Raw genomic sequence first — 18,565 nt, forward strand, 5'->3', positions numbered from 1 at the left:
TCCTCTACTGCGTGCTGTGAGCCGTCGAGCTGTCAGCTCAGAACGGCGTCGAAGATCTCCTCCACCCAGTACCTCAGGCGGTGCCGGCGGCTACAGAACCGCTTCGGGCGCCGCCACCGGCTGCGCTCATCAAGCGGCCGACGACACTGCTTGCAGTGCTTCACACGTATCCGTTCCCCCATGGCCCGTGACTCTAGCGGCCACCTCTGACCTGGGAGAACCCATGTCGAACCTTCCCGAGCCCGCCCGGGTCGTCCAGCTCCCGGACGGTACCTACGTCTACGCCGACCACCTGCCCGCCATCCACCAGCCGACCGCCGCCCCACAGATGGTCCACCAGCACATCCGCCAGGCCGCGCCGGACCGGACGGTGCAGCGCCTCGCGCTCGGCTCCGGCATTGACGCCGGCGCGGTCGCCGCCGGGGTCTACTTCGGCCCCCTCTTGGTCGGCGCGCTGACCGCCATCGCTGCCAACCTGGCCATCCTCGCGTTCCTCGCCGTACATCGACCCGAAGGCGAGCCGGGTCACCTTCCAGAGCTACGCCACGAAGTGGTTGCGGGGGCAGGCGTCGGCGCTGTCCAGCCAGATCGAGATTGAGCGCAGGCTGCGGCTGCACGCCTTTCCCCTGATCGGCTCACGCCCGCTCGACTCGTTCCGGCCGCAGCACATCCGGGAACTGCTCGGCGCCTTGGAGGCCAGTTCCATCAGCAGCTCGTACGCGCGGAGCATCTACAGCGACGTACGGGCGGTGCTCTCCGCCGCCGTGGACGATGAACTGCTCCCCAGGAACCCTTGCGCGGTGAAGCGCCCGGATCCGAAGAGATCGCGGGCCTTCGGGCCCCGGTGCGAGGCTCCGGGCCGGTGCCCGCGTGATCCCCCGCGCCGCCCGGACCGAGGAGGCCAGGGCTTGCGAGGCCGCCCCCGGCGGGCGAAAGCCGGGGCCCCTGCTCCTCACACCGCGGGCGGCTCCCGCGACGACGGCCGTTCGGCCGCGCGGTGGTGAAGCTCCGGTCATGGGTCCACGGTAGGCAGGGGAGGGATGGACGGCGCGGGACCGGGAACCCGCACGCCCGACGACCAGCCACACGACCGCACGCCGGAGGACCCCATGGCCGTACGACACCAGCTGATCCGCCGCGCCCCCGAGGCCGTCTGGGCCGTCCTCGCGGCTCCCTCGCGCTACAGCGACTGGGTGGTGGGCACCAGCGACTCGAAGCCTCTGGACGGCGACTGGCCCGAGGTCGGGTCCCGGCTGCTGTACACGGTCCGGATCGGCCCGTGGTCGGGCGACGGGGAGACCGTCGTACGCCGCTGCGTGCCGGGGGCCGAACTGGAGCTGGAGGCCTTCGCCAAGGGCATCGGGAGCGCCCGGATCGCTCTCGACGTCCGCCCGTGGGGCGAGGAGACGCTGATCATCTGCGACGAGCATCCGCTCCGCGGCCTCGGCGGCCGGTGGCACAACACCCTCTCGGACGCGGTGATCCAGCTCCGCCACCGGGACATGCTGGGCCGCCTGGCCCGGACCGTGGAGAACGGGACGGGCGAGGACCGGCCGAACGCGGACCGCACGGACGAGGCGTCGGCCCGGGCGGTGTGACCCAAAGCTTCCCGGATACGACGAAGGGCTCGCCGTCCCCTGCGGACAGCGAGCCCCACCGTACGAAAGACCTGGTCAGGCCGTCCCGACGAAGATCACGAGCAGCAGCCAGACCACTGGCGCCGTCGGCAGCAGCGAGTCCAGCCGGTCCATGATGCCGCCATGCCCGGGCAGCAGTGTGCCCATGTCCTTGATGCCGAGGTCACGCTTGATCATCGACTCACCGAGGTCGCCGAGCGTCGCGCTCGCCGCCACCGCGAAGCCAAGGACGAGACCCTGCCACCACGAGCCGTCCTCGATCAGGAACTGCATGCACAGCGCGCCCGCCGCCATCGCGAACGTCACCGCTCCGAGCAGGCCCTCGCGGGTCTTCCCGGGGCTGATCCGCGGCGCCAGCTTGTGCCTGCCGAACCGCCAGCCGATCGCGTACGCCCCGGTGTCGCTGACGACCGTGAGCACCAGGAACATCAGCACCCGCTGCGGTCCGTCGTCCGCGGTCAGCATCAGCGCCACGAACGTCGCCAGGAACGGCACGTAGAACGCGGCGAAGATTCCGGCCGTGACGTCCTTCAGATAGCCCTCGGGCGGCTCGGTCATGCGCCACACGAGGACGGCGAGGGCGGTCAGGGCCATGGCGACCCAGGCCCCCTCCGCGCCGCGGACGTATCCGGCCACGACCATCGCCGCGCCGCCGACTGCCAGCGGCACGAGCGGTGCCCTGACGCCCTTGCGTTCCTGGAGGCGGGAGGTGAGCTCCCACAGTCCGACCACGACGGCGACCGCTATGACGCCGACGAACGCGGCCTTCCAGATGAACAGCGACGCGATGATGACGGCGCCGAGCCCGACCCCGACCCCTATGGCCGCGCCCAGGTCACGGCCCGCGCTCTTCTTCTGCGGGGGCTGGGGAGCCTCGGCAGGACGGGACGGGGTGGACATGGGCTCCTGCGGGTGCTCGTTCGGCGTCTCGTCACGGAACAGGGGACCGCTCTGTGAAGCGGCCCCCCGATCGTGATCGTCCTGGTGGTCGCCGGCGGGGTCGTCGGGAACGATGGGCATGGGCCGAGTCTGCGCCGCCGTCAGCCCATCGTATGCGGGACCCGCCGGGGCAGGCCCCTGGTCGGGCCCCCAGTAGCCGGAACCGGCCGGGGCCCCCCAGGAAGAGTCGTTCATCAGACCTCGAGCAGCTCGGCTTCCTTGTGCTTGAGCAGCTCGTCCACCTGCGCGACGTACTTCGCGGTGGTGTCGTCGAGCTCCTTCTCGCCGCGACGGCCCTCGTCCTCGCCGACCTCGCCGTCCTTGACCAGCTTGTCGATGGTCTCCTTGGCCTTGCGGCGGACGGAGCGGATCGAGATCTTCGAGTCCTCGGCCTTGCCCTTCGCGACCTTGATGTACTCGCGGCGGCGCTCCTCGGTGAGCTCCGGGAACACCACACGGATGATGTTGCCGTCGTTGCTCGGGTTGACGCCGAGGTCCGAGTCACGGATCGCCTGCTCGATGTTGCGCAGCGCGCTCTTGTCGAACGGGGTCACCACCGCCATGCGCGGCTCGGGCACCGAGAAGGACGCCAGCTGATTGATCGGCGTGATGGCACCGTAGTAGTCGGCCACGATCTTGTTGAACATCGCCGGGTGCGCACGGCCGGTGCGGATCGCGGCGAAGTCCTCCTTGGCGACCACGACGGCCTTCTCCATCTTCTCCTCGGCCTCGAGGAGGGTCTCTTCGATCACCACTTGCTCCTGCGTGTCGTCGCGTCTTGTCCTGCACGGTGTACGACCGGCAGGGCTCTGTCCATCCCCTCGCGGGGCGGTACCCGGTGTCAGGCTTCAGGCCCGGGTGCCCTGGTCGCTCACGAGAGTGCCGATCTTCTCACCCTTCACCGCGCGAGCGATATTGCCCTCGGCGAGCAGTTCGAAGACGAGGATCGGCAGGTTGTTGTCCCGGCACAGCGTGATGGCGGTGGCGTCGGCGACCTTCAGGTCGCGGGAGAGCACCTCGCCGTACTCCAGTGCGTCGAACTTGACCGCGTCGGGGTTGGTCTTCGGATCGGAGTCGTAGACCCCGTCCACGCCGTTCTTGCCCATGAGCAGGGCCTCGGCGTCGATCTCCAGGGCGCGCTGGGCGGCCGTGGTGTCGGTGGAGAAGTAGGGCATGCCCATACCGGCACCGAAGATGACCACGCGGCCCTTCTCCAGGTGGCGCACGGCACGCAGCGGGATGTACGGCTCCGCGACCTGACCCATGGTGATGGCGGTCTGGACGCGGGAGTCGATGCCTTCCTTCTCCAGGAAGTCCTGGAGGGCGAGGCAGTTCATCACGGTGCCGAGCATGCCCATGTAGTCGGAGCGCGCCCGGTCCATGCCGCGCACCTGCAGTTCGGCGCCGCGGAAGAAGTTGCCGCCGCCGATCACGACCGCGATCTCCGCACCGTCGCGGACGACCGCGGCGATCTCGCGCGCGATCTTGTGCACGACGTCGGGGTCGACGCCGAGCGCGCCGCCGCCGGCGAATGCCTCGCCGGACAGCTTCAGCATGAAGCGGCCGGCCTTTTTGCCGTGGATGTCGTCGCCCTGTGCGGCGGTCTGGTTCATGGAGCTCTCCTCGTGCACATACGACGAAGGCCATTGCCGATGGGTCCTTGCGGTTTCCCCTACGGCAATGGCCTCCTCGTCAGATCTGCGGTCGTCCTGCGCCGAGCGCGGACAACTGCTTCAGACCCTACCGGGGTCCGGTGTCCGTCGCGTACGGACTCAGATGCCGACCTTGATGCGCGTGAAGCGCTTCAGGGTGACACCGGCCTCGTCCAGGATCTGCTGGACGGACTTCTTGTTGTCCAGCGCGTACGGCTGGCCGAGCAGCGTGGCGTCCTTGAAGAAGCCGTTGACGCGACCCTCGACGATCTTCGGGAGCGCGGCCTCGGGCTTGCCCTCGGCGCGGGTGGTCTCCTCGGCGACGCGACGCTCGGTCTCGACGACCTCGGCCGGGACGTCCTCACGGGTGAGGTACTTCGGCGCGAAGGCGGCGATGTGCTGCGCGACGCCCTTGGCGATCTCGGCGTTCTCCTTGTCGAACTCGACGAGAACACCGATCTGCGGGGGCAGGTCGGGCATGGTGCGGTGCATGTAGGCCGCGACGTAGCCGTCGGCGTACTGCGCGAAGCGGTCGAGGACGATCTTCTCGCCCAGGTTGGCGTTGGCCTCGTCGACGAACGCCTGGACCGTCTTGCCGGGCTCGATCTCGGAGGCGAGCAGCGCCTCCAGGTCGGCCGGGGAGGTCGCGGCGACGTGCTCGGCGAGCTTGTTGGCGACGGCCTGGAACTTGTCGCCCTTGGCGACGAAGTCCGTCTCGCACTTCAGCTCGACGAGGACACCGGAGGTGTTGTCGTCGGCGATGAGGGAGACCACGGCGCCGTTCTCGGCGGAGCGGCCCTCGCGCTTGGCGACGCCCTTCTGGCCCTTGATGCGCAGTGCCTCGACGGCCTTGTCGACGTTGCCGTCGGCCTCGTCGAGCGCCTTCTTGCAGTCCATCATGCCGGCGCCGGTGAGCTCACGGAGCTTCTTGACGTCAGCGGCGGTGTAGTTCGCCATGAGTCTGAGTTTCTCTCTCGAAGTCTGAAAGATCTACGGGTGGACGGCGGGGGCTTCGTGGGCCCCCGCCGTCGACGTCCGATCCATCCGAAACAACCGGACCCGTGAAGGTCAGGCCGTGGATCAGGCCTGCTCGGCCTCGGCGGCCGGAGCCTCGGCCTCGGCCGCGGGGGCCTCGGCGGGGGTCTCGGCAGCGGCCTCGGCCGGCTTCTCGCCCTCGGCGGCCTCGACGGTCTCGTCGGCCTTCTTCTCGCCCTCGAGCAGGTCGCGCTCCCACTCGGCGAGCGGCTCGCCCGCGGCCTTCTCGCCCGGCTTCGAGTCGCCGGTCGCGGCGCCGGAGCGGGCGATGAGGCCCTCGGCGACGGCGTCGGCGATCACGCGGGTGAGCAGGGTGACGGAGCGGATCGCGTCGTCGTTGCCCGGGATCTTGTAGTCGACCTCGTCGGGGTCACAGTTGGTGTCGAGGATCGCGACGACCGGGATGTGGAGCTTGCGCGCCTCACCGACGGCGATGTGCTCCTTCTTGGTGTCGACGATCCAGACGGCGCTCGGCACCTTCTGCATCTCGCGGATACCACCGAGGGTCTTCTCCAGCTTGGCCTTCTCGCGGGAGAGGACCAGGAGCTCCTTCTTGGTGAGACCCGAGGCGGCGACGTCCTCGAAGTCGATCTGCTCGAGCTCCTTGAGGCGCTGCAGACGCTTGTAGACGGTGGAGAAGTTGGTGAGCATGCCACCGAGCCAACGCTGGTTGACGTACGGCATGCCGACACGCGTCGCCTGCTCGGCGATGGCCTCCTGGGCCTGCTTCTTCGTACCGACGAACATGATGGAGCCGCCGTGCGCGACGGTCTCCTTGACGAACTCGTAGGCGCGGTCGATGTACGACAGCGACTGGAGCAGGTCGATGATGTAGATGCCGTTGCGCTCGGTGAAGATGAAGCGCTTCATCTTCGGGTTCCAGCGACGGGTCTGGTGACCGAAGTGGACGCCGCTCTCCAGCAGCTCCCGCATCGTGACGACGGCCATGGCCGTATCTCCTTGGTGTTCTCGGTTATGTCCTGACGCCCCGACGCGCCGTGCCACGAGGGACCGAAAAGGCGCTGCCACGACCGGTGAGGATGGTGGCGGGGCGTGCGAAGTCGACCCGGTGACCCGGATCGCCATAGGAAGTGTACGGGACCCGGGGAGCACCGGGTGACGGCGCTGTCCACAACCGCCCGGTTGTCCACAGATCGGGACCAGGCCCCCCACCGGCCCGGCGGCCTGCGGGAACGTGACGTCCATGCACCTGACGACGAACCTGGCGCCCCTGCTCCTCGCCCTCACCCTGGTGTGGCCCGTGGGGCCGCCCCCTCCGGACGTCCTCCGCGGCTGGGACCCACCGGCCGGGCCGTACGCACCGGGCCACCGGGGCGTCGACCTCGCGGCGGCACCCGGCACCACGGTCCACGCGACGGCATCCGGCGTGGTCACCTTCGCCGGCCCGGTCGGAGGCCGCGGAGTCCTCACCATCACCCTGCCGGGTACCGGCACCCCACCGCTGCGCACCACCTACGAACCGGTGACACCCCTGGTCGCCGTCGGCGACCACGTCACCCGCGGCCGCCCCGTGGCAACCCTCGCCGCCCCGGCCGGCGCGAACCCCCACTGCCCGGAGTCCTGCCTCCACTGGGGTCTGCTGCGCGGCGACACCTACCTGAACCCCCTGCGCCTGCTGCGCCCCGCCCCGTCCCGCCTCCTCCCGGTGACGGGAGTGCCGTGACGAGCCACGCCGAAACGGAGGCAGGGGGTGGGGGGAGGGGGGTGGGGGGAGGGAGAGGGGTGGGGTGGGGCGGGGGATCAGCCCCGGACGCCCCGCAGGGCCATGGCGACCGCGGCCTCGGCGATCCTGTCCGGCTCCTCTGCCGCTCCCAGCTCGATACGGCGCACCGCCGCGTCCACGACGCCCTGGAGGAGCATCGCGCCGAGCCGGGGCTCGGCCTGGCCGAGTTCGGCGAGGGCTTCGACGATCATGGCGACGAGGCCGCCGTGGGCGGCGCGGATCTTCTCGCGGGCGCCGTCGTCCAGCTCGCTCGCGGAGATCGCGACGACGGCACGGTGCCGCCGGTCGCCCACGAGCTCCAGCTGCTTGCGGACGTACGCCTCGACCTTGCCCTCGGCGTCGTCGGCCCGGGCCATCGCCGACTCGACCTCCGCCGCCCAGACGGGGAAGTCGACGGCGCACAGCTCCTCGACCACGGCCGCACGGGAGCGGAAGTACTCGTACACCGAGGAGCGGGCCAGGCCCGTGCGCTCGGCGAGGGCGGGGAAGGTCAGCGCCTCCGTACCGCCTTCGGACAGCAGGGACCGCGCGGCGTCCAGCAGGGCGCCGCGCTGCATCGTCCGGTGCTCGGCCACGGAGGCCGCTCGAATCCTGGGCACGGCTCCACTGTACGACCGGCCTCGCGGCGTCAGCGTCCTACATCGGCCAGCTTGGCCCGCAGCTGCAGGACCGATTTGGTGTGGATCTGGCTGACCCGGCTCTCGGTGACGCCGAGGACGTGCCCGATCTCGGCGAGGGTGAGGCCTTCGTAGTAGTAGAGGGTGACGACGGTCTTCTCGCGTTCGGGGAGCGTGTTGATGGCCCGGGCGAGAAGCCGCCGCAGCTCGCGGTCCTCGGCCACCGCGACCGGGTTGTCGGCGGCGGTGTCCTCCAGGGTGTCCATCAGCGAGAGCCGGTCGCCGCCCTCGCCTCCGACGTGCAGCAACTCTTCCAGGGCCACCACGTTAGCCAGGGACAACTGACTGAAAACGGCGTGCAGTTCCTCCAGCGCGATGCCCATTTCGGCGGCGACCTCGCTCTCGGTGGGAGTCCGCCGCAACTGGGCTTCGAGGGTGGCGTAGGCCCGCTCGACGTTGCGCGCCTTCTGGCGGACGGAGCGGGGAATCCAGTCCAGGGCGCGGAGTTCGTCGATCATCGCGCCGCGGATGCGGGTGATGGCGTAGGTCTCGAACTTGATCGACCGTTCGACGTCGAACTTCTCGATGGCGTCGATCAGCCCGAAGACGCCGGAGGAGACGAAGTCGGCCTGTTCCACATTGGACGGCAGCCCCACGCTGACCCGGCCGGCGACGTACTTGACGAGCGGCGAGTAGTGCAGGATCAGCTGTTCCCGCAGCCGCTCGTCGCCCGTCGTCTTGTACGACCGCCACAGCTCGTCGAGCGATGTCGGTGCGGGCGGTCGCACGGTGCCCCGGGCTGCTGGGGGCACCGCAGCGCGGTCAGACCCGGAGGTGTGCTGGGGCATGCGTTGCCTTGAGCCGTTCTGCTGTGGAGTGGGTCGGGACAGGTGTCCTGTGGGGAATCCTGGTGAGCGTAGCGTGACTGGACGGTCGCGGTGCGCGAACCTCTGCGGATCGCGCCGGTCCGGGTGGACACCCTCGGGCACATCTTCGAACCCGGGCCGTGGCGCGTGTCGGCCCCCCGGGCGTGGCCGAGAGAACTCTGTTCATCCGCATCACCTTTTCACCCGAATGCTCCAGGTCAAGTACCGCCTCGCCGCGCGTTCGACCCTTCGGTGAGGGTGTTCGTCAACCGCCAGCCGTCGCCTTGCCGTTCGACGAACCCGAGGGAGTGGAGTTCGTACAGCCGGGCGAGGGTGTCGTCGGGTGCGGCTCCGGCGCGCTGTGCGACGGCCCGTACGGGGGTGAGGCCACCGGCGGGCAGGGCTTCGAGGATGTGGGCGGCGGCCGGGTCGAGGAGGTCTCGGGGCAGGACGGGTCCTCGGCGGGGCGGGGCGAGCTGGCCCATGTCTCCGACGAGTTCGACCACTTCGGCGGCGTCGGTGACGAGGGTGGCCTCACCGCGCAGGAGTTCGTGGACGCCCGCGGAGAGGCCGCTGGTGACGGCGCCCGGTACGCCCATCGTGTGACGGCCGAGACGCTGGGCGGAGCGGGCGGTGACGAGGGAGCCGCTGCGGTATTCGGCTTCGATGACGACGGTGCCTCGGGTGAGGGCGGCGATGACGCGGTTGCGGAGGATGAACCGGTTGGGAGTGGGGTGGGTACCGGGTGGTAGTTCTCCGACGACGAGGCCCTGTGCCGCGATGCGTCCGATGAGTTCGGTGTGGCCGCGGGGGTAGGGGGTGTCGACTCCGCAGGCGAGGACGGCGACCGTGGCGCCCTGGGCGGCGAGTGCGCCGCGGTGGGCGGCGCCGTCGATGCCGAAGGCGGCGCCGGAGACGACGACCCAGCCGCGTTCGGCGAGCCCGGAGGCGAGGGTGGTGGCCATGTGGGCGCCGTAGGGGGTGCAGGCGCGGGCGCCGACGACGGCGACGGAGCGCAGGGCCCAGGTGCGGAGGTCGGCGGGGCCGCGGATCCAGAGCCCGATGGGCCGGGCGTCGCCGAGGTCGTCGAGTTGCCGGGGCCATTCGGTGTCGCCGGGGACGACGAACCGGCCGCCGAGTCGGTCGACGGTGTCGAGGTCGCGCCGGGGGTCGGCGTCCGCGGCCCGGCGCCGCCATCCGTCGACCCTTTTCCGGCCGGTGCCCGCGAACGGCTCGGTGCCCGAGGGGCCCGGGCCCGGGCGCGGGTCCCCGGCAGGGTCCGGGCCCGCGCCAGGATCCGGGTCCGGATCACGGAGGCGCTGGAGGAAGCCGACGGCGCCGTACCGGCGCAGCCACCGGCCGGCGTGTTCGTCGCCGGGTTCGACCGCGCGGGTCAGGGCGGCGCGGGCGAGACGTTCCTCGGATGCGGTCATGTCCGCTCCCCCGTTCCGACGGGCACGCCGCGAGTGATGCCGGTGCGCAGTTCGAGGGCGAGGTCGACGTCGTGGGCGTCGGGCCGGTCGTGTCCGGCGAGGTCGGCGACGGTCCAGGCGACGCGGAGGACCCGGTCGAGGCCGCGCGCGGTGAGCAGGCCGCGTTCGATGTCCCGTTCGGCGGCGGCGAGGACTCCGGGTCCCACGGTGTAGCGGGTGCGCAGTTCGTGTCCGGGGACTTCGCTGTTGACGGTCCAGGGTGTGCCGGTGAGGCGGGCCTCGGTGCGGGCTCGCGCTTCGCGGACGCGGTCGGCGACGGTGGCGGTGGAGTCACCGCGGCCGCCCTGGCCGAGCAGGTCGGAGCGGGTGACGGGTTCGGCTTCGACGCGCAGGTCGATGCGGTCGAGGAGGGGGCCGGAGAGGCGGGCCTGGTAGCGGCGGATGAGGGAGGCGGGGCATTCGCAGCCGGCGCCGTGGAGGGTGTGTCGTCCGCAGGGGCAGGGGTTGGCGGCGAGGGCGAGCAGGAAGCGGGCGGGGAGGCGGACGACTCCGGCGGCGCGTGCGACGACGACGTGTCCTGATTCGAGGGGTTGACGCAGGGCGTCCAGGGCTTTGCCGGCGAATTCGGGGGCTTCGTCGAGGAAGAGGACGCCGCGGTGGGCGAGGGAGACGGCGCCGGGGCGTGGGAGTCCGTTTCCGCCCCCGATGAGGGACTGCATGGTGGCGGAGTGGTGGGGGGCGCAGTAGGGGGCGCGGCGGACGAGGGGTTCGCCGGGCGGGAGGATGCCGGCGACGGAGTGGACGGCGGTGACTTCGAGGGACTCCTGGCGGGTGAGGGGCGGCAGGATGCCGGGGAGTCGTTCGGCGAGCATGGTCTTTCCGGCTCCGGGTGGTCCGGAGAGCAGGAGGTGGTGGCTGCCGGCGGCGGCGACTTCCAGGGCTCGGCGGGCGCCGTGCTGTCCGGCGACGTCGGCGAGGTCGGGTCCGTCGAGGGGGTCGGCGGCGAGTCCGGTGCCGACGCCGGCTCCGGGGACGAGGAGTCCGGCGAGCATGGCGTCGGGCCGGCCTTCTTCGGCGGGATCCTCCTCGGGGACGGGTTCGTCGGAGAGGACGGCGATGAGCTGGCGCAGGCTGCGGACGCCGAGGACGGAGATTCCGGGGACGAGGGCGGCCTCGCCCGCGGTCCGTTCGGGGACGACGACCTGTTGGTAGCCGGCTTCGGCGGCGGCGAGGACGGCGGGCAGGACTCCGCGTACGGGTCGTACGCGGCCGTCGAGTCCCAGTTCTCCGATGAGGACGAGGTCGGCGATGACCCGGGGGTCGATCCGTTCGGCGGCGCCGAGCACGGCGGCGGCCACGGCCAGGTCGAATCCGGAGCCGCCCTTGGGGACGGAGGCGGGGCTGAGTCCGACGGTGAGTTTCTTCTGGGGCCATTCGGCGTCGGAGTTGACGATGGCGGCCCTGACGCGGTCGCGGCTCTCGGTGAGGCTCTTGTCGGGGAGGCCGACGAGGGTGAAGGCGGCGACTCCGGCTTCGAGGTCGGCCTGGACCTCGACGACGACTCCCTCGACTCCGACGAGGGCGACGGAGCAGGTGCGGGCGAATCCCATCAGGCCACCCCCTGGGCGTGGGTGACCACGGGTGCGCCGCGGCGGGGCAGGACGATCCCGATGAGGTCGATACGGACGCCGGTGCGGGGTGGTGGTCCGCCGTGGCGGTCGAGCCAGCAGGCCGCGAGCCGTTTGAGCCGGTCGGCCTTGGTGGGGGTGACGGCGGCCATCGGGTGCTGGAAGGCGCCTTCGCGGCGGGTCTTCACTTCGCAGATGACGAGGGTGTCGCCGTCGCGGGCGACGATGTCGATCTCTCCCACGCGTCCGCAGCGCCAGTTCCGCGCGAGGACGGTCATCCCGGTCTCGGCGAGCCGGCGGACGGCCAGCCCTTCTCCGTACGCGCCGAGGGCGTTCCTCGCGAGGGCGGGCTGCCGTGCCGCGTTCTTCCGCCGTGCGGTCCGACCTGCGGTCCGCCGGGGCGCGTCCGTCCGGGACGCCTTCGTCCCGGCCGCGTCAGTCTCGCGCATGTTCGTCGTGGTCATCGGTACCACCTCCGGCACCGACTGTGACGTCTCGCGACGCTCCGCGCTCGGCGCTGTGGACGGGCGAGCGGTTGTGGAAAACCGGCTCACCCGTCCGGGTGGTGTCAGCTGCCGGGAAGCTCCAGGTCGCTCTTGTTGAGCTCCTCGATGTTCACGTCCTTGAAGGTGAGCACCCGGACCTGCTTGACGAACCTCGCCGGCCGGTACATGTCCCAGACCCAGGCGTCGGCCATGGAGACCTCGAAGAAGACCTCGCCCTGGACCGAGTGCACCTGCATCTCGTAGTCGTTGGTGAGGTAGAAGCGCCGCTCGGTCTCGATCACGTATTTGAACAGCCCGACGACGTCGCGGTACTCCCGGTAGAGCTTCAGCTCCATCTCGGTCTCGTACTTCTCGAGGTCCTCGGCGCTCATGGCATGTTCCCCTTCAGCCGTGCGTCCCCCCATTGTGCGCCAGCCGCTCGCACCCCTAGACGATTTCCGGGGCGAGAACCACCGGGGCACTCGGAGGTCCCTCGTCGAGCAGCCTGTGCAGCAGTTCGGCGAGTCTGGTCGGGTACACCGTCTCACGCGCCGCCGACAGTTCGGCGGAGGTCCACCACCTCAGCCCCGCGACGCTGCGAGCCTCCAGCTCGGTGAGGCCGGCGGGGGCGGTCGCGGTCTGGGTGGTTCGTGCCAGGTAGTACCACTCGTCCTGGTCCCAGCGCCGTCCGTCGAAGGGAAAGGAGCAGATCCGCCGCCAGAGGACCGGTCCGAGTTCGACGTCGGTGATCCCGGTCTCCTCCGCCAGTTCGCGCAGCGCGGCCTGCTCTCGGGTCTCGTCGCCCTCCAGGCCTCCGCCGGGGGTGAACCACCAGGTCCGCGCCGGATCTTCGGGTTCGTACCCGTTCAGGAGGAGGATCCGGTCGTCGGGGTCGAGGAGGACGACCCGGGCCACGCGCCGCAGCACGACCCCGGCCCCATGCCCCGTCACGTCCCCGGCCACGCGACCGGCCACGTCTCCCGTCTCCCACTCCGTCACGCGTTCACCGACCTCCTGCCGGTCGTGCCCGAAGTCCCGGTCCGTCCGCCCACCGTCCGCGCCACGGGCCCGTACGCCGCTCCCGCCAGGATCAGTACACACCCGGCCACGATCGCGTAGAAGAGCTGCTCCACGGGCCCCGGCCGCGAGGTGCCGCCCGGCAGTGCCGCGAAGCCCGCCGGCCGCTCCACGACTCGGTTGTCGGGCCAGGCGACGGCGTCGACCCTCGCGGTGACCGCGGAGCGCGGCACGGAGCCCTGGCCGGCCTCCTGGAGGTGGACGCGGGAGTCCAAGGAGTTGTGGCGCTCGTCGCCGAGCAGGAAGAGGTTTCCTTCCGGCACGGTGGCGGAGAACTTCTGTCCGGAGGCCGGGGCACCGGGCCGCAGATACGGTTCCTCGACCGGCTTGCCGTTCACGGTGAGCCGCCCCTCCGCGTCGCAGCAGGCGACCGTGTCGCCGCCGACGCCGACGACCCGCTTGACCGTCGGTACGCCGCCCCACAGCGGGTCCTTGAAGACGACGATGTCGCCGCGGCGCACCTCGTCGCCGTCGATCCGCTGGGCGAGGACCTTGGATCCGACGTCGAGGGTCGGGGTCATCGAGTCGGTGGGCACGCTGTACGGCTGGTAGAGCACGGCTCCCCAGGCGAATCCGCCGAGGAAGAGCACACAGCCGACGGCCACGACCAGCCCCGACAGCACGCTGCCGAGGCGGCCCCGGCCGCCTTCCGTTCGTATGGTTCCGCTCATCCCAGCGCTCCCCACCTCATAGGCCGGTTCGACGATCTGGGACGGCACCCTACCCGCGCGTTGCTACCGGGCGGTATGCCGAGACGTGTGCCTCTTCCTGCGCCACAGGACGAGCGGCAGTGCGCCGGCCAGTCCGGCCGCGCCCGGGGCCACGGTCAGCGCCTGGCTCAGCCCGGGCTGGTCGAAGACGTCCGGAACGGGGAGCGTCGCCCAGCGGGTCACCGGCCAGGCCACCACGATCGCGCGTCCGACGACCTTCTCGTTGGAGACGGTGCCGCCGCCGGAGAGGTTCTGGTGGTAGCGGGAGTCCAGCGAGTTCTGCCGGTTGTCGCCCATCACCCAGATGCTGCCTTCGGGGACGGTGATCGGCCCGAAGGGCTTGTCCCCGCAGGGCGTGGAGCCGGGGTAGATGTACGCGGTCTCGTCGAGCGGCTTGCCGTTGAGCACGACCTTGCCACCCTCCTTGCAGGAGACGGTGTCGCCGCCGACCGCGATGACCCGCTTGATCAGGTCCTTGTCCTCGGCGGACGGCATGAGGCCGATGAAGCTCAGGAACTCCTGCACCAGGTTCTGCTCGGGGACGGGCTCGCCCTCGAGCCAGCCGCCCGGGTCGTGGAAGACGACGACCTCGCCGCGCTCGGGCTCGGAGCCGAACCAGGGGGTCAGCTTGTCCACCAGTACCCGGTCGCCCCGCTGCAGCGTGTTCATCATCGAGTCCGAGGGGATCGAGAACGCCTGCACCAGGAAGGTCTTGATCAGCAGCGCGAGCAGCAGCGCGATACCGATCAGGAGCGGCAGTTCCTTCCAGAAGGAACGGGGCTTCTTCGCGCCCTGGTCGCTCTGCCCGGGCTCGCCCTCGGCGTCCGCGGCGTCGGCGTCCTGCCGGCCGGCGGAGTCATCCCTCATGGCCACCGACGACTCGGCGAGCTGTTCGGGCCTCTCCTCGGGCTCGTCGTGTCCGGATCGTGCGCCGACGGCCACATCCCCCACATCCACTCCTCAGTCCGTGCATATGCCTGCCCCAGCACAGGGACAGGCCCATCACTCCCATAACGAGCGGGAGTTCCGCAGGGGTCGGGAGCCAGGGGAATCCGTTCAGATTCCGCGAGGACACACTATGCGACGCGCCGAGCGCCGACGCGGGGCCCGAAGGCCCGTCCGGTACGGCCGCGTACGTCTGCCGCTCCTCCAGGCGTCGCCAGTGGCTCACGGGCCAGGCGATGAGGACGGCCCGGCCCACGACCTCCTCCTCGGAGACCGTGCCCCGGTCCTTCTCGTCGAGGTGGAAGCGGGAGTCCGCGGAGTCCGAGCGGTGGTCGCCCATCACGAAGATCCTGCCCGGTGGCACCTTCGCCTCGAACTTGATCTTCGAGGGTTCATTCCCCGGGTGCAGATACGGTTCGTCCAGCGGCACGCCGTTGACGGTGATCCGGCCGTCCTTGTCGCAGCACCTGACCGTGTCGCCGCCGACCGCGACGACCCGCTTGATCAGGTCCTGCTCGTCGGCCGAGGGCAGCAGTCCGATGAAGGTCAGGGCCTGCTTGACCTGCTTGACGCCGATCGGGTCGTCGGCGGGGGGCGCGGTGTCGTCCTGGAGCCAGTTCCCGGGGTCCCTGAACACGACGACGTCGCCGCGCTGCGGCTTGGAGCCGAACCAGGGCGTCAGTTTGTCGACCAGGACCCGGTCGTCGATCCGGATCGTCTGCTCCATCGAGCCGGACGGGATGACGAACGCCTGGACGAGGAAGGTCTTCAGGACGAGGGCGATCAGCACGGCGACGCCGATGAGGAGGGGTATCTCCTTGACGGCCGAGCGCCGACGGCGCCGCTTGACCTTGCGGGCGAGCCTGCGCCGTTCCGCCCGGCCGGGCAGCGGCCGGGCGCCGTCCGTGGGCCGGGTTCCGGTGGGCAGTCGCGTGTCGCCGCCGCGGTGTCCGGCCGGTCTGCCGCGGTTACCCATGGCCACCCGCCGCGGGAGCGGGTACGGCGTCGAAGGCACCGGTCGGCGCCACCTCGGACCAGCGGCCGAAGGGCCAGGCGATCCAGTCGGCTCGTCCGACGACCTGCTCGACGGGCACCATGCCGCCTCCCGGCTGCCCCAGGTGGTCGCGGGAGTCGCTGGACTGGCTGCGATGGTCGCCCATGACCCACAGGGCGCCCTGCGGTACGACGATGTCGAAGGGCACCTTCGAGGGCGCGTCGCCGAGCAGCACGTACCGCTCCTCGACGGGGACGCCGTTGACGGTGAGCCAGCCGTCCTTGCCGCAGCAGACGACCCGGTCGCCTCCGACGCCCACCACGCGCTTCACGAAGTCGGTCTCTGCGGGCTCGGCGAGGCCGAGGGCCGCGGCGGCGCCGTGCAACAGGCCGGTGACCGGGTTCTGCCCGGCGGGCTCCTGGAGGAACGATCCGGTGCCGTCGAAGACGACGACGTCGCCACGGCGCGGTCGGTCGCCGAAGCGGTACGCCAGCTTGTCGACGAGGATCCGGTCGCCGACGTGGAGCGTCGGTTCCATCGAGCCGCTGGGGATCAGGAAGGGCTGCGTCACGAAGTGGCTCAGGAGCAGCAGGAAGACCACGCAGGCGCCGCCGACGAAGCCGGTCCGGCGCCAGGTCCATCCGCCGGCGGCGGCGCGCCGCTCCTCGGGCTCCGTCCGCGGCCCGCCCTCGGGCTCCGTCCTCGGGAGCGCGTCGTTCCCTGGCCTCGGCTCGGGGCCGGAAACGCGCGCGGAGCGCGACCGCTCCTCCGTCGTGGAGGAGCGGTCGCGCTCCGTGTGCTGTGCTTCGGTGTCCATCGGGGGCTGAGCCTATCCGGCCGCCCTGTGACTCATGGAGCGGAAGCGCCGCGCGAACGGTGAGCCGGAGCTCAGTTGTCGCGCTTCTCCTTGATCTTGGCAGCCTTGCCGCGCAGCTCACGCAGGTAGTAGAGCTTGGCGCGACGGACGTCACCGCGGCTGACGAGCTCGATCTTCTCGAAGATCGGGCTGTTCACCGGGAAGGTGCGCTCGACGCCGACGGAGAACGAGACCTTGCGGACCGTGAAGGTCTCGCTGACGCCCGAGCCCTGGCGGCGGATGACGACGCCCTTGAACTGCTGGATACGGGAGCGGTTGCCCTCGATGACGCGCACGTGGACGTTCACGGTGTCGCCGGGACGGAAGGCGGGGAGGTCGGTGCGGAGCGAAGCCGCGGTGACCGTGTCGAGCAGGGAGGCCATGGTGGTCTCTTTCCTCGCTGATGCCACAGGTCATCAGCGGAACGTTCGAAAGGAGAAGGAGCGCCGCCCGTACCGGGCGTGCGTCGTCCCCCTGTGGCAGGGGCGCACGCCGTACAGACAGCAGCGGCCTATTCTTCCACGGCGTCGGGCCTGCGCCAAAATCGGCCGCCGGGCTCCGGGGCCCAGCCCAGGATGGAAAGGGTCTCCCGGTCCTTCTTGTCGAAGACGGAGGGGTCGCAGCGTTCGATCAGGTCCGGCCGGTTCTCCGCCGTACGGCGGAGGGCCTCGTCGCGCCGCCAGCGGGCGATCTTGCCGTGGTGCCCGCTGACGAGCACGTCGGGGATGGCGCGGCCGCGCCACTCGGGGGGCTTGGTGTAGACGGGCCCTTCGAGGAGGTTGGCCATGGCTCCCGGGGCGAAGGAGTCGTCGCGGTGGGACTCGGCGTTGCCGAGGACGCCGGGCAGCAGCCGGGCCACCGCCTCGGTGATCACGAGCACCGCGGCTTCACCGCCGGCCAGGACGTAGTCGCCGATGGAGACTTCGTACACCGGCATCCGGGTCGCGTACTCGTCCATGACCCGGCGGTCGATGCCCTCGTAGCGGGCGGGGGTGAAGATCAGCCAGGGCCGCTCGGAGAGTTCGACGGCCAGTTCCTGGGTGAAGGGACGCCCGCTGGGCGTGGGGACGACGAGGACGGGACCGTGTGCGCCCGCCTCGAAGCCGTCGGCGAGGGTCTGGTCGAGGGCGTCTCCCCAGGGATCCGTCTTCATGACCATGCCGGGGCCGCCACCGTAGGGCGTGTCGTCGACCGTGTTGTGCCGGTCGTACGTCCACTCCCGCAGGTCGTGGACGTGGACGTCGAGCTGCCCACGCGCGCGTGCCTTGCCGACCAGGGAGACGTTCAGCGGTTCCAGGTACTCGGGGAAGATCGTGACGACGTCGAGCCGCATCAGGACGCGTCCCCGGTCTTCCGGGCGCCCCCGGCGTCCCCGGTATCTCCGTCACCCTCCGCGTCCCGTGCGGAGGCGATCTCGGCGCGGTCGTCGATGAGCCCGGGCGGCGGGTCGATGACGACCCGCTGCTGCTCCAGGTCGATGTCGGTGACGATCTCCTCGACGAAGGGGATCATCAGCTCGGTGCCGTCGGGCCGCTCGACGATGAAGAGGTCCTGCGAGGGCAGGTGGGAGATCTCGGTGATGCGACCGACCTCGGTGCCGTCGGTGAGCACGACGTCGAGGTCCATGAGCTGGTGGTCGTAGTACTCGTCGTCCTCCTCCGGCGTCTCGTCGGGGTCGACGTCGGCGATCAGGAGGGTGTTGCGCAGGGCCTCGGCGGCGTTGCGGTCCCGTACGCCCTCGAAGCGGAGCAGCAGCCTGCCGCTGTGCACGCGTCCGGTCTCGATGGTCAGGGGGCCGATGGAGGCCGGGTCGGTGGTCAGGACGGCTCCGGGCGCGAGCCTCAGCTCGGGCTCGTCCGTACGCACCTCGACGGTGACTTCGCCCTTGATGCCGTGGGCGCGGCCGATCCGCGCGACTACCAGCTGCACGACTTACACACTCTCCTG

At 70.8% G+C, this 18,565-nt stretch carries 23 protein-coding genes; 4 read left to right on the plus strand and 19 right to left on the minus strand.

What is annotated here, in order from left to right; all coding sequences use genetic code 11:
• Positions 1-223 precede the first annotated feature (223 nt).
• The 3 genes from IE136_RS28485 to IE136_RS28490 all read left to right on the plus strand — a co-directional run bounded on the left by IE136_RS28485 (position 224) and on the right by IE136_RS28490 (position 1,598).
• Positions 224-598: a DUF6251 family protein gene (locus IE136_RS28485; RefSeq protein WP_229819236.1), complete on the plus strand. Its 375-nt coding sequence runs from the start codon at positions 224-226 to the stop codon at positions 596-598.
• Positions 555-1,004 (plus strand): hypothetical protein, encoded by a 450-nt coding sequence (locus IE136_RS36860; RefSeq protein ID WP_373309161.1) that lies wholly within the window; start codon positions 555-557, stop codon positions 1,002-1,004. Before IE136_RS28485 ends, IE136_RS36860 begins: the two co-directional genes overlap by 44 nt.
• 105 nt (positions 1,005-1,109) lie before the next feature.
• Entirely contained in the window at positions 1,110-1,598 is a 489-nt protein-coding gene (locus IE136_RS28490) for an SRPBCC family protein (protein WP_229819238.1), read from the plus strand.
• A 75-nt stretch (positions 1,599-1,673) separates the two neighbouring features.
• Here the strand turns inward: IE136_RS28490 and IE136_RS28495 are convergent, their stop codons facing one another.
• The 5 genes from IE136_RS28495 to rpsB form a co-directional block, all read right to left on the minus strand.
• Positions 1,674-2,771, minus strand: a complete 1,098-nt coding sequence (locus IE136_RS28495; protein WP_189601773.1) for a phosphatidate cytidylyltransferase — start codon at positions 2,769-2,771, stop codon at positions 1,674-1,676.
• Positions 2,771-3,328 carry a ribosome recycling factor gene (frr, locus tag IE136_RS28500; RefSeq protein WP_158990977.1) on the minus strand — a complete coding sequence of 186 codons (558 nt, stop codon included), beginning with the start codon at positions 3,326-3,328 and terminating at the stop codon, positions 2,771-2,773. The genes IE136_RS28495 and frr overlap by 1 nt, the downstream gene beginning before the upstream one ends.
• 96 nt (positions 3,329-3,424) lie before the next feature.
• Positions 3,425-4,189, minus strand: a complete 765-nt coding sequence (gene pyrH / locus IE136_RS28505) for a UMP kinase (protein ID WP_158990975.1) — start codon at positions 4,187-4,189, stop codon at positions 3,425-3,427.
• A gap of 159 nt (positions 4,190-4,348) precedes the next feature.
• Complete coding sequence (gene tsf, locus IE136_RS28510; protein WP_158990973.1) at positions 4,349-5,185, minus strand: translation elongation factor Ts; 837 nt, start codon at positions 5,183-5,185, stop codon at positions 4,349-4,351.
• Positions 5,186-5,308: 123 nt separating this feature from the next.
• Positions 5,309-6,211, minus strand: coding sequence for a 30S ribosomal protein S2 (rpsB, locus tag IE136_RS28515; protein WP_158990971.1), 903 nt, complete (start codon positions 6,209-6,211; stop codon positions 5,309-5,311).
• A 256-nt stretch (positions 6,212-6,467) separates the two neighbouring features.
• On the opposite strand from rpsB, the gene IE136_RS28520 reads away from it, so the two are divergent.
• Complete coding sequence (locus IE136_RS28520) at positions 6,468-6,947, plus strand: murein hydrolase activator EnvC family protein (RefSeq protein ID WP_158990969.1); 480 nt, start codon at positions 6,468-6,470, stop codon at positions 6,945-6,947.
• A gap of 77 nt (positions 6,948-7,024) precedes the next feature.
• On the opposite strand, the gene IE136_RS28525 is transcribed toward IE136_RS28520, so the two are convergent.
• The 14 genes from IE136_RS28525 to rimM all read right to left on the minus strand — a co-directional run bounded on the left by IE136_RS28525 (position 7,025) and on the right by rimM (position 18,547).
• Positions 7,025-7,582: a TetR/AcrR family transcriptional regulator gene (locus tag IE136_RS28525; protein ID WP_158994738.1), complete on the minus strand. Its 558-nt coding sequence runs from the start codon at positions 7,580-7,582 to the stop codon at positions 7,025-7,027.
• Between the two features lie 53 nt (positions 7,583-7,635).
• Positions 7,636-8,472: an RNA polymerase sigma factor WhiG gene (gene whiG / locus IE136_RS28530; RefSeq protein WP_158990967.1), complete on the minus strand. Its 837-nt coding sequence runs from the start codon at positions 8,470-8,472 to the stop codon at positions 7,636-7,638.
• A 236-nt stretch (positions 8,473-8,708) separates the two neighbouring features.
• Positions 8,709-9,923: a DNA-processing protein DprA gene (dprA, locus tag IE136_RS28535; protein WP_189601774.1), complete on the minus strand. Its 1,215-nt coding sequence runs from the start codon at positions 9,921-9,923 to the stop codon at positions 8,709-8,711.
• Positions 9,920-11,533 carry a YifB family Mg chelatase-like AAA ATPase gene (locus IE136_RS28540; protein ID WP_189601775.1) on the minus strand — a complete coding sequence of 538 codons (1,614 nt, stop codon included), beginning with the start codon at positions 11,531-11,533 and terminating at the stop codon, positions 9,920-9,922. The genes dprA and IE136_RS28540 overlap by 4 nt, the downstream gene beginning before the upstream one ends.
• Entirely contained in the window at positions 11,533-12,000 is a 468-nt protein-coding gene (locus tag IE136_RS28545; RefSeq protein ID WP_189601797.1) for a YraN family protein, read from the minus strand. The genes IE136_RS28540 and IE136_RS28545 overlap by 1 nt, the downstream gene beginning before the upstream one ends.
• Positions 12,001-12,119: 119 nt before the next feature.
• Entirely contained in the window at positions 12,120-12,428 is a 309-nt protein-coding gene (locus IE136_RS28550; RefSeq protein WP_005311352.1) for a DUF2469 domain-containing protein, read from the minus strand.
• A gap of 55 nt (positions 12,429-12,483) precedes the next feature.
• The gene (locus IE136_RS28555; protein WP_158994735.1) at positions 12,484-12,999 is read right to left on the minus strand and encodes an NUDIX hydrolase; all 516 of its coding nucleotides are present in this window, start codon (positions 12,997-12,999) and stop codon (positions 12,484-12,486) included.
• Positions 13,000-13,031: 32 nt separating this feature from the next.
• Positions 13,032-13,784 (minus strand): signal peptidase I, encoded by a 753-nt coding sequence (lepB, locus tag IE136_RS28560; RefSeq protein WP_158990962.1) that lies wholly within the window; start codon positions 13,782-13,784, stop codon positions 13,032-13,034.
• Between the two features lie 63 nt (positions 13,785-13,847).
• Positions 13,848-14,765 (minus strand): signal peptidase I, encoded by a 918-nt coding sequence (lepB, locus tag IE136_RS28565; protein ID WP_158994733.1) that lies wholly within the window; start codon positions 14,763-14,765, stop codon positions 13,848-13,850.
• Positions 14,680-15,744 (minus strand): signal peptidase I, encoded by a 1,065-nt coding sequence (gene lepB, locus IE136_RS28570; RefSeq protein WP_189601799.1) that lies wholly within the window; start codon positions 15,742-15,744, stop codon positions 14,680-14,682. The genes lepB (IE136_RS28565) and lepB (IE136_RS28570) overlap by 86 nt, the downstream gene beginning before the upstream one ends.
• Positions 15,737-16,579 carry a signal peptidase I gene (lepB, locus tag IE136_RS28575; protein WP_189601776.1) on the minus strand — a complete coding sequence of 281 codons (843 nt, stop codon included), beginning with the start codon at positions 16,577-16,579 and terminating at the stop codon, positions 15,737-15,739. Before lepB (IE136_RS28575) ends, lepB (IE136_RS28570) begins: the two co-directional genes overlap by 8 nt.
• Positions 16,580-16,650: 71 nt before the next feature.
• Positions 16,651-17,001 carry a 50S ribosomal protein L19 gene (rplS, locus tag IE136_RS28580; RefSeq protein ID WP_158990956.1) on the minus strand — a complete coding sequence of 117 codons (351 nt, stop codon included), beginning with the start codon at positions 16,999-17,001 and terminating at the stop codon, positions 16,651-16,653.
• A 128-nt stretch (positions 17,002-17,129) separates the two neighbouring features.
• On the minus strand, positions 17,130-17,951 hold the full coding sequence (gene trmD, locus IE136_RS28585; protein WP_158990954.1) for a tRNA (guanosine(37)-N1)-methyltransferase TrmD: 822 nt from the start codon (positions 17,949-17,951) through the stop codon (positions 17,130-17,132).
• Positions 17,951-18,547, minus strand: a complete 597-nt coding sequence (rimM, locus tag IE136_RS28590) for a ribosome maturation factor RimM (protein ID WP_158990952.1) — start codon at positions 18,545-18,547, stop codon at positions 17,951-17,953. The genes trmD and rimM overlap by 1 nt, the downstream gene beginning before the upstream one ends.
• Positions 18,548-18,565 lie beyond the last annotated feature (18 nt).

This window comes from Streptomyces lateritius, from assembly GCF_014649715.1.
GTDB lineage: Bacteria > Actinomycetota > Actinomycetes > Streptomycetales > Streptomycetaceae > Streptomyces > Streptomyces lateritius.

Coding starts and splice junctions, on each gene's coding strand:
- whiG (WP_158990967.1), bottom strand. CDS start 8,472: ATGCCCCAGCACACCTCCGGGTCTGACCGCGCTGCGGTGCCCCCAGCA.
- trmD (WP_158990954.1), bottom strand. CDS start 17,951: ATGCGGCTCGACGTCGTCACGATCTTCCCCGAGTACCTGGAACCGCTG.
- IE136_RS28545 (WP_189601797.1), bottom strand. CDS start 12,000: ATGCGCGAGACTGACGCGGCCGGGACGAAGGCGTCCCGGACGGACGCG.
- IE136_RS28485 (WP_229819236.1), top strand. CDS start 224: ATGTCGAACCTTCCCGAGCCCGCCCGGGTCGTCCAGCTCCCGGACGGT.
- IE136_RS28550 (WP_005311352.1), bottom strand. CDS start 12,428: ATGAGCGCCGAGGACCTCGAGAAGTACGAGACCGAGATGGAGCTGAAG.
- rplS (WP_158990956.1), bottom strand. CDS start 17,001: ATGGCCTCCCTGCTCGACACGGTCACCGCGGCTTCGCTCCGCACCGAC.
- IE136_RS28540 (WP_189601775.1), bottom strand. CDS start 11,533: ATGGGATTCGCCCGCACCTGCTCCGTCGCCCTCGTCGGAGTCGAGGGA.
- rpsB (WP_158990971.1), bottom strand. CDS start 6,211: ATGGCCGTCGTCACGATGCGGGAGCTGCTGGAGAGCGGCGTCCACTTC.
- IE136_RS28490 (WP_229819238.1), top strand. CDS start 1,110: ATGGCCGTACGACACCAGCTGATCCGCCGCGCCCCCGAGGCCGTCTGG.
- lepB (WP_189601799.1), bottom strand. CDS start 15,744: ATGGGTAACCGCGGCAGACCGGCCGGACACCGCGGCGGCGACACGCGA.
- lepB (WP_189601776.1), bottom strand. CDS start 16,579: ATGGACACCGAAGCACAGCACACGGAGCGCGACCGCTCCTCCACGACG.
- lepB (WP_158990962.1), bottom strand. CDS start 13,784: ATGAGCGGAACCATACGAACGGAAGGCGGCCGGGGCCGCCTCGGCAGC.
- dprA (WP_189601774.1), bottom strand. CDS start 9,923: ATGACCGCATCCGAGGAACGTCTCGCCCGCGCCGCCCTGACCCGCGCG.
- IE136_RS28495 (WP_189601773.1), bottom strand. CDS start 2,771: ATGAACGACTCTTCCTGGGGGGCCCCGGCCGGTTCCGGCTACTGGGGG.
- tsf (WP_158990973.1), bottom strand. CDS start 5,185: ATGGCGAACTACACCGCCGCTGACGTCAAGAAGCTCCGTGAGCTCACC.
- pyrH (WP_158990975.1), bottom strand. CDS start 4,189: ATGAACCAGACCGCCGCACAGGGCGACGACATCCACGGCAAAAAGGCC.
- IE136_RS28520 (WP_158990969.1), top strand. CDS start 6,468: ATGCACCTGACGACGAACCTGGCGCCCCTGCTCCTCGCCCTCACCCTG.